Source organism: Pseudomonas sp. MWU16-30316 (assembly GCF_020515645.1).
Taxonomy (GTDB): domain Bacteria; phylum Pseudomonadota; class Gammaproteobacteria; order Pseudomonadales; family Pseudomonadaceae; genus Aquipseudomonas; species Aquipseudomonas cerasi.
The window spans coordinates 207,842-221,512 of record NZ_JAIZAZ010000004.1 but is presented as its reverse complement, the minus strand read 5'-3'; the positions used below and the strand labels follow the sequence as shown (position 1 = coordinate 221,512).

At 59.7% G+C, this 13,671-nt stretch carries 14 protein-coding genes; 10 read left to right on the top strand and 4 right to left on the bottom strand.

Features of this window, described 5'->3' with window-relative positions; all coding sequences use genetic code 11:
* Positions 1–109: 109 nt before the first annotated feature.
* Together LCH65_RS15700 and glnK are read right to left on the bottom strand one after the other, a co-directional pair.
* A complete protein-coding gene (locus LCH65_RS15700; protein ID WP_003435008.1) occupies positions 110–1,447 on the bottom strand; it encodes an ammonium transporter in 1,338 nt (445 codons plus the stop codon).
* Between the two features lie 33 nt (positions 1,448–1,480).
* Positions 1,481–1,819, bottom strand: coding sequence for a P-II family nitrogen regulator (glnK, locus tag LCH65_RS15695; protein WP_002555808.1), 339 nt, complete (start codon positions 1,817–1,819; stop codon positions 1,481–1,483).
* Between the two features lie 417 nt (positions 1,820–2,236).
* Between glnK and LCH65_RS15690 the strand changes: the two genes are divergently transcribed.
* On the top strand, positions 2,237–2,512 hold the full coding sequence (locus tag LCH65_RS15690) for an accessory factor UbiK family protein (RefSeq protein WP_226439605.1): 276 nt from the start codon (positions 2,237–2,239) through the stop codon (positions 2,510–2,512).
* A 171-nt stretch (positions 2,513–2,683) separates the two neighbouring features.
* On the opposite strand, the gene LCH65_RS15685 is transcribed toward LCH65_RS15690, so the two are convergent.
* On the bottom strand, positions 2,684–3,547 hold the full coding sequence (locus tag LCH65_RS15685) for a LysR family transcriptional regulator (protein ID WP_044310527.1): 864 nt from the start codon (positions 3,545–3,547) through the stop codon (positions 2,684–2,686).
* Between the two features lie 526 nt (positions 3,548–4,073).
* On the opposite strand from LCH65_RS15685, the gene LCH65_RS15680 reads away from it, so the two are divergent.
* From LCH65_RS15680 to LCH65_RS15640, 9 genes are all read left to right on the top strand, one after another.
* On the top strand, positions 4,074–5,594 hold the full coding sequence (locus LCH65_RS15680; RefSeq protein WP_072365205.1) for an amino acid ABC transporter permease/ATP-binding protein: 1,521 nt from the start codon (positions 4,074–4,076) through the stop codon (positions 5,592–5,594).
* A 24-nt stretch (positions 5,595–5,618) separates the two neighbouring features.
* A complete protein-coding gene (locus tag LCH65_RS15675; RefSeq protein WP_072365203.1) occupies positions 5,619–6,491 on the top strand; it encodes a phytanoyl-CoA dioxygenase family protein in 873 nt (290 codons plus the stop codon).
* Positions 6,492–6,517: 26 nt separating this feature from the next.
* Positions 6,518–7,351: a transporter substrate-binding domain-containing protein gene (locus LCH65_RS15670; protein WP_003367532.1), complete on the top strand. Its 834-nt coding sequence runs from the start codon at positions 6,518–6,520 to the stop codon at positions 7,349–7,351.
* 58 nt (positions 7,352–7,409) lie between these two features.
* Positions 7,410–8,141 carry a class II aldolase and adducin N-terminal domain-containing protein gene (locus LCH65_RS15665; protein ID WP_226439604.1) on the top strand — a complete coding sequence of 244 codons (732 nt, stop codon included), beginning with the start codon at positions 7,410–7,412 and terminating at the stop codon, positions 8,139–8,141.
* Positions 8,142–8,267: 126 nt separating this feature from the next.
* Positions 8,268–9,563 carry an NAD(P)/FAD-dependent oxidoreductase gene (locus tag LCH65_RS15660; protein ID WP_226439603.1) on the top strand — a complete coding sequence of 432 codons (1,296 nt, stop codon included), beginning with the start codon at positions 8,268–8,270 and terminating at the stop codon, positions 9,561–9,563.
* Positions 9,564–9,594: 31 nt separating this feature from the next.
* Positions 9,595–10,011: a RidA family protein gene (locus tag LCH65_RS15655; RefSeq protein ID WP_003408344.1), complete on the top strand. Its 417-nt coding sequence runs from the start codon at positions 9,595–9,597 to the stop codon at positions 10,009–10,011.
* A gap of 12 nt (positions 10,012–10,023) precedes the next feature.
* The gene (locus tag LCH65_RS15650; RefSeq protein WP_226439602.1) at positions 10,024–10,701 is read left to right on the top strand and encodes a DUF1028 domain-containing protein; all 678 of its coding nucleotides are present in this window, start codon (positions 10,024–10,026) and stop codon (positions 10,699–10,701) included.
* Positions 10,698–11,852: an acetylornithine deacetylase gene (argE, locus tag LCH65_RS15645; RefSeq protein ID WP_226439601.1), complete on the top strand. Its 1,155-nt coding sequence runs from the start codon at positions 10,698–10,700 to the stop codon at positions 11,850–11,852. The genes LCH65_RS15650 and argE overlap by 4 nt, the downstream gene beginning before the upstream one ends.
* Positions 11,853–11,965: 113 nt before the next feature.
* Positions 11,966–12,583, top strand: coding sequence for a hypothetical protein (locus LCH65_RS15640; protein ID WP_058416112.1), 618 nt, complete (start codon positions 11,966–11,968; stop codon positions 12,581–12,583).
* Positions 12,584–12,598: 15 nt separating this feature from the next.
* Here the strand turns inward: LCH65_RS15640 and LCH65_RS15635 are convergent, their stop codons facing one another.
* Complete coding sequence (locus LCH65_RS15635; protein WP_226439600.1) at positions 12,599–13,516, bottom strand: AraC family transcriptional regulator; 918 nt, start codon at positions 13,514–13,516, stop codon at positions 12,599–12,601.
* Positions 13,517–13,671 lie beyond the last annotated feature (155 nt).

Below are 13,671 nucleotides of genomic sequence, written 5' to 3'. Positions count from 1 at the left end.
ATCATTGACACGGGCAAGATCAATGACAGCAAAAAGCGGCGGTATATCCACAAACGTCAGACAAAAAAATGCCCGGAGACCGGGCATTCTTTTTTGCGTAGGCCGAAGCTTACAAGTTGTAGCCACGCTCGTTGTGTTGCGCAAGGTCCAGACCGACAGACTCTTCCTCGTCGGTGACGCGCAGCCCCATGACCGCATCCAGCACCTTGAGGATGATGAAGGTCACGATTGCGGTGTAGACAACGGTGAACGCAACGCCCTTGAACTGAATCCAGACCTGAGCACCGATGTCAGTCACGGTGCCGAAACCGCCCAGTGCAGGTGCTGCGAACACGCCGGTCAGGATCGCGCCGACGATACCGCCGATGCCGTGAACGCCGAACGCATCCAGGGAGTCGTCGTAGCCCAGCTTGCGCTTGAGGCTGGTTGCGCAGAAGAAGCAGATCACGCCCGCTGCCAGACCGATGATCAAAGCGCCCATCGGGCCAACGGTACCGGCGGCAGGGGTAATGGCAACCAGACCGGCAACCACGCCCGAAGCGATACCCAGAGCACTTGGCTTACCGTGAGTCAGCCACTCGGCGAACATCCAGCCCAGTGCGGCAGCCGCGGTAGCGATTTGAGTAACCAGCATGGCCATACCGGCAGTGCCGTTGGCTGCAGCCGCGGAGCCGGCGTTGAAGCCGAACCAGCCGACCCAGAGCATCGCTGCGCCGATCAGGGTGTAACCCAGGTTGTGCGGTGCCATCGGCGTGGTCGGGAAGCCTTTGCGCTTGCCCAGTACCAGGCAGGCCACCAGACCGGCTATACCGGCGTTGATGTGTACGACGGTGCCGCCAGCGAAGTCCAGAACGCCCCAGTCCCACAGCAAACCACCGACGCCGCCCCAGACCATGTGGGCGATTGGCGCGTAGACCAGAGTGAACCAGATACCCATGAACACCAGCATCGCGGAGAACTTCATGCGTTCTGCGAAAGCGCCGACAATCAGGGCAGGGGTGATGATTGCGAAGGTCATCTGGAAGGTGACGAACACCGCCTCAGGGAACAACGCAGCAGGACCGGTAATGCTTGCCGGCGTGATGCCTGCCAGGAACGCTTTACCCATACCGCCAAAGAAGGAATTGAAGTTGACGACGCCCGCTTCCATGCCGGTTGTGTCAAACGCGATGCTGTAGCCGTAGACGACCCACAGGATGCTGATCAGGCCGGTGATGGCGAAGCACTGCATCATCACCGACAGAATGTTCTTGGAACGAACCATGCCGCCGTAGAACAGCGCGAGACCGGGGATGGTCATGAACAGGACCAGAGCGGTCGAGGTCAGCATCCATGCAGTGTCGCCAGAGTTCAGCACCGGCTCGGCCACTGGGTCAGCCGCCAGGGCAAGACCAGGTAATGCGAGGGACAACAGGGCACCGAGCCCTGCGAATTGACGCAGAGTCATATTGTTTTCTCCTGGGGCGTTGGGTTTGGCGGCTTAAATAGCGTCTGTATCGGTCTCGCCGGTACGGATGCGGATGGCCTGTTCCAGATTGACCACGAAAATCTTGCCGTCACCGATCTTGCCAGTGTTGGCAGCCTTGGTTATGGCTTCGATGACACGATCCAGATCCTTGTCATCGATGGCGACATCGATCTTCACTTTGGGAAGGAAGTCGACGACGTATTCAGCACCGCGATAAAGCTCAGTGTGACCCTTCTGACGCCCGAAGCCTTTGACTTCAGTGACGGTGATGCCCTGCACGCCGATTTCAGACAACGACTCGCGCACGTCATCCAGTTTGAACGGCTTGATGATGGCAGTGACTAGCTTCATGAAAACTTTCTCCCGAATTTGGTGGACTTGCCCCAGGAAAACAAACCCGACTCAAGTCTAAGCGCAGTGTCTGGCTTTGTAACGTGCTGGCCGCCTGATCAGGCCAGACCAACTCCAGAAAACCGCTTCTGACGAAACACTTCCCCGCTCCGCCTGCCGCACTGCATTCGTCACAGCGACTGCATCAGTGCATGGGTCATAAGCCACTAAGCAGAAAGCTTGCCATCTCGCGAATATTCATTGAATACAGGCTCTTGGGCTGGTTTTGCACGACCTTGCAGGGTCCATCAAGGAGCGAATGCACAGCAATGGTGCTCATGTGCCCGTCATAGCGCTCCATAAGCGTGCATCGCGCACCTGGAAGTGACTATAGACACTGCGTGTTACACTGCCGCCCTCTGATTCAGGAAAATCACCATGCTCGCGCCCAAAGCCTTTCTTGACGCTCTCAGCGGCCACGCCTCTCGCCTGTTCAATGGCGAAACGCCTGTGCCGCGCAGCGAATTCGAAACCCAGTTCAAGGCCCTGCTGCAAAGCGGCTTCAGCAAACTGGATCTGGTCAGCCGTGAAGAGTTCGACAGCCAGATGGCCGTCCTCGCCCGCACCCGCGCCCGTCTGGAAGCGCTGGAGACCAAGATGGCCGAGCTGGAAGAGAAGGCTGGCGGGGCGGCAGGGACTGAAAAAGCCGAATAAGCTTTCCTTGTTTTGCTGTCAGTGCGCTGCAGCGCTGAACATTGTCATGCATAGCGAGCCAGGCACCTGACCTGCTCGCGAATCTGAACGGCCTTTTCCATTTCTGTCTTGCCCAAGTGGTGAGTAAGTTGCAGGCTCAGCCAGCATTCGTTGCACGCTTCGCAAGCGCCTTCAGGCTGCAGGCGGTGCCAGCTCGATGGTCCGGCAATAATCCATGAACAGGCGTGTCGCACGGGTTGGCTGGTTGTTGCGCAGGTAGGCCATGACCAGGGTGGAGGCGGGCATGTCGTCTTCGATATCGAGCTGCACCAGCAGCTCACCGTCGTAGGTCATGTTGGTTCTGGGGCGAGTGACCAGCACCGAAAACCCCAGCCCCTGGCCGACCATACAGCGCACCATTTCGATCGATGGTGAACTGTACGCGACCACCGGCGCGTAGCCCTTTTCCGTGAAGATATCGATGAAGTAGGTCCTGCTGGGTACGGCGTCGAGCAGGATCATCGGTTCGTGGCTCAGCTCCAGCAAGGTCACGGTTTTTTTCTTCGCCAGAGGGTGGGCTGCCGGCAGCAGCGCATAGGGCTTGTGCGGTGCATTCAATTCCTCCTTGTTGATCGTGGTTCCCAGTTCCAGGTCGTACAGAAACGCCAGATCGAAGCGCCCACGGTGCAGCCCGTGCATCAGTTCATGTTGCTCGCCGTCATAGAGCTGAATGGTGACGTCCGGGTATAAGCGCTTGAAACCGGCCACCAGTCTGGGCATGTAAAGCGGGGCGGCCGATTCAAAACAGCCAATGGCGATAGTGCCGGAAACATGTTTGTTTTCAGCCCGGGAGTTTTGTTCGAGCTCTTCGGAAAGTCGCAGCAACTCTTTGGCTTTCTCATACACTTTCCCGCCACCGGAAGTTAGCGAAACACCTTGAGCGTGGTGACGGACAAACAGCGGCTGATTGAAGGCTTCTTCGAGGTTTTTGATGGCGACGGAAATAGACGGCTGCGAAATATGCAGCTGTCGCGAGGCCTCGGCAATGCTGTCCATTTCGACCGCTGTCACGAAATACTTGAGCTGTTTCAAGGTGAAGTGAGCCACGTGTTACCTCGTGCTGAGCAGACCCTGGACGGCTGCACTTGAATAGCTTTTACCTATGCTTAGCGAGGAGCGTGCCAGCCGCTCGCGTCTTGCGGTATTAGTCGAGCCCGCCGCTGGCCATGGTCATTCAGCAGCATCCCTAAATAATAGGCGCTTGCCAGACAAGCCCGCAAATGCGGGCGGCGCACCTATTACGAGCGATTATCGCGGCGTCTTTATTCAATCGCCCTAAAAGTGTGCAATCCACTCGGTGTGACACTAAAGCATCACTAAGCCTTTTTAACGCGCTGCCACCCTGAAGATGAATACAGGCATCTCTGCTTAGGATTTTCCTATGCTGCGGGCTAAAACTTACTATTTGGCTGCCGGACCTGGCATCAATCATGATGGCTTCAGAAGGGCAAACGGACAGCGTCCCGTTTCAACTTCAACAGGACGTCGCCCATCACTATTCAATTTGCCGAGCGAGCCGACAATGACGTTTGATTGGAAATACATGTTTGGCCTGTTCAGCGATACGGAATTCTGGATGGCCACCTGGACGGTCATTCAACTCAGTGTACTGACCTGGGTCATCAGTATTGTTCTGGGTTTTGTTCTCGCGCTGGCCAAACAATCATCTTTGCCGCTGATCAACTTGCCGGCCAAAGCCTATATCTGGTTATTTCGCAGTTTACCGTTACTGGTACTGCTGATCTTTGTCTACAACTTGCCACAGGCAGTACCCGCTACCTCGGCGGTGCTGGCCAATCCGTTCTGGGCCGGCCTGATTGCCATGGTGATGTGCGAAACGGCCTACGTCGCGGAAATTCATCGCGGCGGCCTGCTGTCCATCGCCAAGGGCCAGACCGAAGCTGCCCGGGCACTGGGCCTGCGTTTCGTGGGCACGCAATGGCGGATCGTGATCCCGCAGGCGCTGCGTGTGGCGCTGCCGTCGCTGACCAACGAATACATCTCCATCGTCAAACTCAGTTCACTGGTTTCAGTGATCTCGCTGACCGAGATCCTGATGGTCGGTCAGCGCCTGTATTCGCAGAACTTTCTGGTGATGGAAACCATGGCGGCCGTGGCGTTCTATTACGTGCTGATCGTGACCGTATTCGACTTCCTGCTCAAACGCCTGGAGCGCTATCTGGACGTCACGCAGCACAAGGTGACCCGCACGCCGGACGCCGAAATGCTTGAGCTGGCCAGCCGCAAATCGGCGGTTGTCGCTCGTCCTGTCATCGACTTCGAAGGGCCGGCACTGCAAGCGACGCGACTGCACAAGGCGTACAACGACATCGAAGTACTCGGTGCGGTCAGCCTGCAGATCAATTCCGGCGAGGTGGTGTCGGTGATCGGCCCATCAGGCTCGGGCAAAACCACGCTGATCCGGCTGCTCAATGGCCTTGAGCAGATCGACAACGGCGACATCAAGATCAACGGCCAGCCATTCATTCACCTGGTTCGCCAGGGCGCGCAAAAGCCGCGTTACGTGGAGAACGCCGCCTACCGCCTGAACATCGGCATGGTGTTTCAGAGCTTCAACCTGTTTCCGCACCTGACGGTGTTGAACAACCTGCTGCTGGCCCCGCGTTATCACCGCCTGGCGCCGGTCCCCGAGCTCAAGCAGCAGGCCTACGAATTGCTGAACAAGGTCGGGATGCTGGAGCACGCCTGGAAATACCCGCATCAGTTGTCGGGTGGCCAGCAGCAACGTGTCGCCATCGCTCGCGCCCTGATGATGCGCCCGCAAATCATGCTGTTCGACGAGCCCACCTCGGCGCTTGACCCGGAGAAGGTCAACGAGGTGTTGCAGGTCATTGAAACCCTGGCCCAGGAAGGCATCACGATGGTCATCGTGACCCATGAAATGAACTTCGCCTTCAAGGTCTCTGACCGCATCGTCTTTATGGAGAAGGGACGCGTGATCTGCGATGACAAACCCCAGACGCTACGCGACGGCCAGCACCCCCGCGTTGAAGCCTTTCTTAAAGATGTCTCACTGGCCTGAGGCCTTGTTGAAGAGGAGAAGAACATGATCGAGCAATGGCAGATTGACCAGTTTCACGAGCAGGGTTTTCTGGTAGTGGAGGGCGTGCTGGCAGCCGATGAAGTGGCAGCGCTTCAGCAGGACTTCGACCATTGGGTCGACGACAGCCGCAGTCAGAGTCAGGCCTGGGGGCAGACTCAGGACGGGCGTCCGCGCTTCGACATCGAAAGCGATCATCGGCCGGATCACCCGTCGCTGCGCCGCGTGGCTTCGCCCACGGAGATCTCGCCGGCCTACCAGCACGCGGCATTCCAGTCACGGATGGCAGCCATCGCGGCGCAGCTGATCGGCGGCAATGGCACCCGTTTTCATCACAGCAAGATCAACTCCAAGCTGCCGCACACCGCGACTCAGGTTAAGTGGCATCAGGACTTCCTCTTCACACCGCACAGCAATGATGACCTGGTTACCGCGTTGCTGATGATCAGCGATGTGACCCCCGAAAACGGCCCGCTGAACGTGGCGCCTGGCAGCCATAAGCAGGCGCTTTGGTCGCATTGGCAGAACGAGCGTTTCACCGGTGCCGTGGAAGATGCGGTGGTTGAACAGCATTGCCAGCAACCGGTCGCCTGCTATGGCCCGTCGGGCTCGGTGTGCTTCATGCACACACGCCTGCTGCATGCTTCAAGCCCCAACGAAACCGAGTTCCCGCGCACGCTGTTCATCAGCGTCTATGCGGCTGAAGACGCATTGCCGTTCGGTGAGAACCCCTTGCCCAGCGAGCATGCCGGGTTGATGGTCGCTGGCCAGGAGAGCGGTCTGGTACGCAGCACCGAGAACCATATCCGCCTGCCGCAGAAACCCAAGGGTGCTTCATTTTTCGTGCAGCAAGCCGGAAAAGACGCCGCCGTTGCCTGATCTCCATGACTCCACGAGGAATACCTATGAAGCTGTCAGCTCTGATTGTTCGTCCCGTAGCCCTGGCTTTGCTGGGCGCGGTGGTTGCCATGTCCTCGTCTGCCGCTTCGGCTTTCCAGCAGCCCGGCAAGATCATCGCCGGCTCGGACATGACGTTCTTCCCCTATGAATACATGGACAAGAACCGTCCCGCCGGTTTCGACATCGAGTTTCTCGACGGCCTGGCAAAGGTCATGGGGCTCAAGGCCGAGAACATCGACACGCGCTTTCCCAATCTGATCGGCGGGCTGCAGGGCGGACGTTTCGACATCACCAACTCGTCGATGTACATCACCGCCGACCGCCTGAAAGTCATCGACATGATTCCTTACCTGAAAAGCGGCGAGGCGATTCTGTCGGTCAAGGGCAGCGACTATCAGCCCAAGACGCCAGAGGACTTCTGTGGCCACAAGATCGGCTCCATGGCGGCCACTTCCTGGCTGCAACAACTGCAGAAACTTTCGACCGACTACTGCGTGAAGAACGGCCTGCAACCAATCGCCATCAGCGAGTACGGCACCGACCCACAGACCACCCAGGCCATGCTGGCCCATGCCGTCGAAGCGCAGATCACTGACGCAGCCGTCGCACGCGGCGTGGTCGAAAAACTGGGTAGCCGGGTGGTGATTTCTTCCGAAACCCTGATTTACCCGGTGCTCAACGGCTTTGGCGTGAAGAAGGGCAACGACGAGGTCCGCAAGGCCCTGGAAGACGGCCTTGAGAAGTACAGCAAGACCCCGGAATACGCCGCGTTGCTGGAGAAATACAAGTTCCAGGCACCGACAGCCGATGACATCGCCGCCCTGATGCCCAAGCCCTGACAACCAAAGGACGTGCCTGGCAGGTTCGGCAGGCACGCTCGACCGGAGAGCAATTAGCATGGCCCTTAATTTCGAAGAGCAGACGCGCATAGACCTGGCCGCGACGTTCCGCATCATCGCCCATCTGGGTATGCATGAAGCGGTCGCCAACCACTTCAGCGCGGCCATTTCGGCGGATGGCAAACAGTTTTTGCTCAACCCGAAGTGGAAACATTTTTCACGCATACGTGCCAGCAATCTGTTGCTGCTCGACGCCGATGATGCCGACGCGGCGCATCGCCCCGATGTCGATGCGACGGCATGGTCCATTCACGGCCAGGTCCACCAGCGTCTGCCCGATGCGCGCGTGGTGCTGCACTTGCACCCGGTCTACACCACAGCCGTGGCGTGCCTGGCCAAGCCGCATATTCCGCCCATCGATCAGAACACTGCGCGCTACTTCAACCGCATCGCGGTAGACGAGCTTTACGGCGGCATGGCCGACACGACCGCCGAGGGCGCTCGACTGGCCGGTTTGCTGGAGGAAAAGAGCCGCTTGTTGATGGGCAACCACGGCGTGATCGTCACCGCGCCCACCGTTGGCGAAGCCTTCGATGACATCTGGACCCTGGAGCGCGCTTGCCAGATTCTGGTGACGGCCTGGTCCACCGGCCAGCCGCTCAAGGTGCTGGCGGACGATGTCGCCGAGAAGACCGCCCGTGACTGGCAGAAGATTACGGATTTCTCTCATCAGCACTTCGAGGAAATGAAACTGCTGATGATTCAGGCTGACCCCTCTTTGGTCGACTGATCGCCCCTGCTACTGACTGGATGCGCGTCTGCGGATGGCGTAGGGCTTTTTGCGCCCGCGCATCGACGTTTCAACACTTTTCATTACGTCCAACAGGTCGTAAGCCACCTGTCGAGGGATGCCGAGATGACAGAAAAAATCATAGAAATCGATACGCTCGTCGTAGGTGCAGGACAGGCCGGAGTGGCCAACAGCGAACACCTGAGCCGTCTTGGCATCGAGCACCTGGTGCTTGAAAAACACCGCGTTGCCGAGGCGTGGCGCAGTGGCCGCTGGGACTCGCTGGTAGCCAACGGTCCGGCCTGGCATGACCGGTTTCCCGGCCTTGAATTCGCCATGGATCAGGACGGGTTCGCGGGCAAGGAGCAAGTGGCCGAGTACTTCGAGCGCTATGCCCGCAAATTCAATGCGCCGATCAAGACCGGCGTCGAGGTCAAGCGCGTTACCCGCAATACCGGGCGTGCAGGCTTTACCGTCGAAACCAGTGCCGGCACCTATGTGGTCAATCATCTGGTCTCGGCGACAGGGCCGTTCCAGAAACCGGTCATCCCGCCGATTGCGCCGGTTAACGAGGCGCTTCATCAGATCCACTCGGCGCACTATTTCAATCCGCAACAACTGCCCGAGGGCGGCGTACTGGTGGTCGGCGCTGGTTCCTCGGGTGTGCAAATCGCCGAGGAGCTGCTGCTCTCGGGGCGCAAAGTGTACTTGTCGGTCGGCCCTCACGACCGTCCGCCGCGCGCCTATCGCGGCCGGGATTTCTGCTGGTGGATGGGTGTGCTGGGGTTGTGGGACAGCGAAACCATGCAGCCCGGCAAGGAACACGTGACCATCGCGGTCAGTGGTGCAAGGGGCGGCTACACGGTCGATTTCCGCCGGCTGGCTCAGGCCGGAATGAACCTCGTGGGCCTGACCGAAAGCTTCGTCGGCAACAAGGTGCACTTCCAGAACGATCTGGTGAGCAACCTCGACAGTGGCGACGCGAACTACCTGTCGCTGCTCGATGCCGCTGATGCCTACGCCGCACGCAACGGCCTGGACCTGCCGCTGGAGCCGTCGGCCCGTGAACGGGTGGCGGATGCGCCATGCATCACCCATCCGCTCAGCGAGCTGGACCTGATCGAGTCAGGCGTTACGTCGATCATCTGGGCCACCGGCTATGCCCTGGATTACAGCTGGCTGCAGGTCGATGCCTTCGACAGCAAAGGCAAACCTCGTCACCAGCGTGGCGTGTCCTGCGAGCAAGGCCTGTACTTCGTCGGCCTGCCATGGCTGTCACGCCGCGGCTCCGCGTTTATCTGGGGCGTATGGCACGACGCCAAACACGTCGCCGATCAGATCGCCACGCAGCACAAATACCGTTCCTATGACGCCGGCAAACGTGCGGCCCCCGTCGTGCCGTTGCGCAACGTCAACGGTTGATCATCGCGCTCAATGCCCACAGGAGTTACCCATGACTACGCCGACTCATACTCGTATCCGCATGTTCAACACCAAGGACACCTACCCCAATCAAAGCCTGAACAACGACCTGTGTCAGGCGGTGCGCGCGGGCAATACCGTGTACGTCAGGGGCCAGGTCGGCACCGATTTCGATGGCAATCTGGTCGGCCTCGGTGATCCGGCTGCACAGGCGCAGCAGGCGATGAAAAACGTCAAACAATTGCTCGAAGAGGCGGGCAGTGACCTGTCGCACATCGTCAAGACCACCACTTACATCACCGACCCGCGCTACCGCGAGCCGGTCTATCACGAAGTGGGCAAGTGGCTGAAAGGCGTGTTCCCGATCTCCACCGGGCTGGTGGTGTCGGCGCTGGGGCAGCCGCAATGGCTGATGGAAATCGACGTGATCGCCGTGATCCCTGAATAAGGACTGTTGCCCATGACTTTTTCCATTGCCGCCCGCTGTGCCAAAACCGGCCAGCTGGGCATTGCCATCAGCTCGTCGAGCATTGCCGTAGGCGCGCGTTGCCCCTGGCTGCGTGCGGGTGTCGGCGCGGTGTCGTCGCAGAACATCACACTGCCGGCCCTGGGACCGCAAACGCTGGACCTGATGGAGCAGGGCATGTCTGCCTCTCAAGCGCTGGACCAAGTCATGAACGCCAGCCCGTTCAGCGAGTATCGGCAGATCACGGCGATTGATCATCAGGGGCGAGTCTCGCATTTCAGCGGCAGCGAAACACTGGGCATCAACAACGCGGGCAGCGGCGATCAGTGCGTGGTGGCTGGCAACATGCTGGCGAGCCAAGCCGTCATCGACGCGATGATTCAGTGCTTCGAGCAGGCAACCGGGCACCTGGCCGAGCGTTTGTTACAGGCGATGCAGGCCGGTCTGGCAGCAGGCGGCGAAGCAGGGCCGGTCCATTCGGCGGCGCTGAAAGTCGTGGGCGAGCAGTCCTGGCCCATCGTCGATCTGCGCGTCGACTGGGCCGAGCACGACCCGCTAGGCGAGCTGAAAAGTCTTTGGCAGGCCTACCAGCCGCAAATGCAGGATTACCTCGACCGCGCGCTGAACCCGGCTGGCGCACCAGGCTACGGCGTACCGGGAGACGAGCGATGAGCTCCAGCCGCGAGCTGTTGGCGCGGCTGGTGGCCTTCGACACCACCAGTCGCGAATCGAATCTGGCCCTGATCGACTTTGTGGGTGAATACCTCGAGCGCTTCGGCGTCTCCTGCGAGTTGATCTACAACGCGCAGAAAACCAAGGCCAATCTGTTCGCCACCATCGGCCCGGCTGACGTGCCAGGCATCGTATTGTCCGGCCACACTGATGTGGTGCCGGTCGACGGCCAGCCATGGACGTTCCCGCCGTTCGAACTGAGCGAAGCGGATGGCAAACTCTACGGCCGTGGCACTGCGGACATGAAAGGCTACATTGCCTGCGTGCTGGCGCTGGTTCCGGCGCTGACCCAGGCATCGCTGCACATGCCGGTGCATATCGCGCTGTCCTACGACGAGGAAGTGGGTTGCCTGGGCGTACGCTCGTTACTGGCATCGCTGCGGTCGCGGCCGGTGAAGCCGATGCTATGCGTGATTGGCGAACCCACGGAGCTGAAGCCGGTACTCGGCCACAAAGGCAAGGTCGCGGTGCGCTGCGATGTACAGGGTGCTGCCTGCCACTCGGCCCACGCGCCCAGTGGCGTCAACGCCATTGAGTATGCGGCGCAGTTGATCGGTGAACTGGGTCGCCTGGGCGAAGCATTACGGGCAACTGATGCCCTTGACGAGCGCTTTGATCCGCCGTTTTCGACCATTCAGACCGGCGTAATCAGCGGCGGCACGGCCTTGAACATCGTGCCCGAGCAGTGCCGTTTCGATTTCGAAGTGCGTGCGCTCCCCACCCTGGACCCGCAGCAGATCGTCACTGCCATGCACGCCTACGCCGCGCAAAAACTGTTGCCGGCCATGCAGGCGGTCAGTGCCCGGAGCGAGATTCGCTTCACTGAATTGTCGAGCTATCCGGGACTGGATATTCCCCAGCACAGCCATGCGGCAGAATTGATTGCCGGATTCTGTGGCTCCCGAGCGTTTGGCACAGTGGCGTTCGGAACCGAAGGCGGGTTGTTCGACCAGTCAGGCATTCCGGCTGTGGTCTGCGGGCCGGGCAGCATGGAGCAGGGACACAAGCCGGACGAGTTCATCAGCGTCGCGCAACTTGACGCCTGTGACGAGATGCTCAAACGTGTACTGGCCTTCGCGTCGCAGCCATGAATCGCCCCTGATTTCAGTGATACAGTTGCGCGCCGAAATACGCTAACGACTCGGCGCGCCAGTCATGGACTGGCCACTCTTCCCGGCTACTCGAACGTTCTATGGATGGAAGCATGACTGACAAACGTCCCCTTACTCGCTGGTCTCTGGCCGCAACTCTATTGCTGTGTGTTGGCACGTCGGTTTTCGCTCAGGACTCGGCACTGCATTCCGGCAAATACGAGCAGTTGATGCTGGCCGTGACGCCTGATCATCAAGTCGAGGGTTATTACTCGGAGACGCGCGGCGAGGCATTCAGCTGTGCGTTCTATCTGCAAGGCAAGGTCGAGGCCGGGAAGGGCGCAGCGGTGTCGTCCTGGCTTGATGACGTCTACCCAGGAACACTAAAGGCCTCGGCTGATGGCGTGGTTCTGACGATAGAGCAAGGCCAGCAGCATCCTGGCTGTATGAACGTGTTGGTACCGGACATCGTCACCGGCATGGATCTGACCCGGACCGCCAGCAAACAGTGGGTCGGTCTGGTGACCGTCACCGCGGACAAGGCCTGGCTGCAGAAAACGCCGAATGCCAAGGCCACCCGAGGCGCTTATATCGTCAAGGATGACGTAGTCGGGGTTCTGGCATTCAAGGATGGCGCGGCTCAGGTCGAGTTCATCAGTGCCAATGATCGCTCGTTTACCGGGTGGATCAGTCAGGACCAATATGCGCGGTTGGCCGCGCCCGGTCGCTGATGCCGGACGGGGAGGTCAGCCGATCTGCCGCACTCTACTGAGATCTGTTGAGGGCGGGCAGCCAAACTGGCGGCTGTACTCCCTGCTGAATTGCGAAGGGCTTTCATAGCCGACGCGATAGCAGGCGCTGGAGGCGTCCAGGCCTTCATTGATGATCAGCCGTCGAGCTTCTTGCAGGCGCAGCTTTTTCTGATACTGCAACGGGCTCATGGCCGTCAACGCCTTGAATCGGTGGTGCAGCGTCGAATTCCCCAGGTTGGCCATGCGCGCCAGCTCGTCGATGCGCAGCGGCTCGGTGTAATGACTGTTCAGCCAGTCGACCGCCCGCGTAACGCGATGCGTCTGCGAATCCCCGACCGCGATTTCGTAGAGTCGCCGCCCATTGTTGCCGCGTAGCAGCCGGTAGTAGAGCTCCCTAAGTGCAAGGGGCGCGAGCATGCCGATGTCGCGAGGGGTGTCGAGCAGGCGCACCAGCCTCAACACCGTCTCCAGCAATGGCTGATCCATCGGCTCAAGAAACAGGCCCCGCTGCGGCTCGTCCGGAACGCCGTTCAGGGGGGCCTCCGCAATGAGTTGGGCGATGTGCGCAGGCTCGAAATCCACACGAATACACAGATAGGGAGCTTCGCCACTCGCTTCAAGCACGCGCCCGGCGACCGGCACAGTCACCGCGACGACCAGATAGCTGAGCGGGTCGTACACATACTGCTCATCGCCCAGCGCAACCTCCTTGCGACCTTGAACGATCACGCAAAGGGCTGGCCGATGCAGCGCATGAATCAGCTCGGACGGCGCGTCGCAGCGGATAACGTGCAGCGGTGCAATAGCGGTTTCATAAACACCGGGAGCCGCAAAGCGCTGCGTCAGCAACTGGATGATTTCAGCCCGGCAAACATCGGTGCCCGGAGCGCTCGCGGCATTGTGTGTATCCATGAAGAACCCCGTCCCAAAGTCAGTGTTGCTGCACGCCTTTCCTTTGCATCGAACGCCATCATAGCGGCCATTGCGCGGCGATTCAGCGTAAGGCAGACCCACAGACAGGAATAGGCAAGTGTCGCGCAGGTATCGGCATGCGCGCAGTGATGAGC

Excerpts from the sequence above, each read along its gene's own strand:
- LCH65_RS15700 (WP_003435008.1), bottom strand. The coding sequence starts at position 1,447 with ATGACTCTGCGTCAATTCGCAGGGCTCGGTGCCCTGTTGTCCCTCGCA.
- glnK (WP_002555808.1), bottom strand. The coding sequence starts at position 1,819 with ATGAAGCTAGTCACTGCCATCATCAAGCCGTTCAAACTGGATGACGTG.
- LCH65_RS15690 (WP_226439605.1), top strand. The coding sequence starts at position 2,237 with ATGCTCGCGCCCAAAGCCTTTCTTGACGCTCTCAGCGGCCACGCCTCT.
- LCH65_RS15685 (WP_044310527.1), bottom strand. The coding sequence starts at position 3,547 with ATGGACAGCATTGCCGAGGCCTCGCGACAGCTGCATATTTCGCAGCCG.
- LCH65_RS15680 (WP_072365205.1), top strand. The coding sequence starts at position 4,074 with ATGACGTTTGATTGGAAATACATGTTTGGCCTGTTCAGCGATACGGAA.
- LCH65_RS15675 (WP_072365203.1), top strand. The coding sequence starts at position 5,619 with ATGATCGAGCAATGGCAGATTGACCAGTTTCACGAGCAGGGTTTTCTG.
- LCH65_RS15670 (WP_003367532.1), top strand. The coding sequence starts at position 6,518 with ATGAAGCTGTCAGCTCTGATTGTTCGTCCCGTAGCCCTGGCTTTGCTG.
- LCH65_RS15665 (WP_226439604.1), top strand. The coding sequence starts at position 7,410 with ATGGCCCTTAATTTCGAAGAGCAGACGCGCATAGACCTGGCCGCGACG.
- LCH65_RS15660 (WP_226439603.1), top strand. The coding sequence starts at position 8,268 with ATGACAGAAAAAATCATAGAAATCGATACGCTCGTCGTAGGTGCAGGA.
- LCH65_RS15655 (WP_003408344.1), top strand. The coding sequence starts at position 9,595 with ATGACTACGCCGACTCATACTCGTATCCGCATGTTCAACACCAAGGAC.
- LCH65_RS15650 (WP_226439602.1), top strand. The coding sequence starts at position 10,024 with ATGACTTTTTCCATTGCCGCCCGCTGTGCCAAAACCGGCCAGCTGGGC.
- argE (WP_226439601.1), top strand. The coding sequence starts at position 10,698 with ATGAGCTCCAGCCGCGAGCTGTTGGCGCGGCTGGTGGCCTTCGACACC.
- LCH65_RS15640 (WP_058416112.1), top strand. The coding sequence starts at position 11,966 with ATGACTGACAAACGTCCCCTTACTCGCTGGTCTCTGGCCGCAACTCTA.
- LCH65_RS15635 (WP_226439600.1), bottom strand. The coding sequence starts at position 13,516 with ATGGATACACACAATGCCGCGAGCGCTCCGGGCACCGATGTTTGCCGG.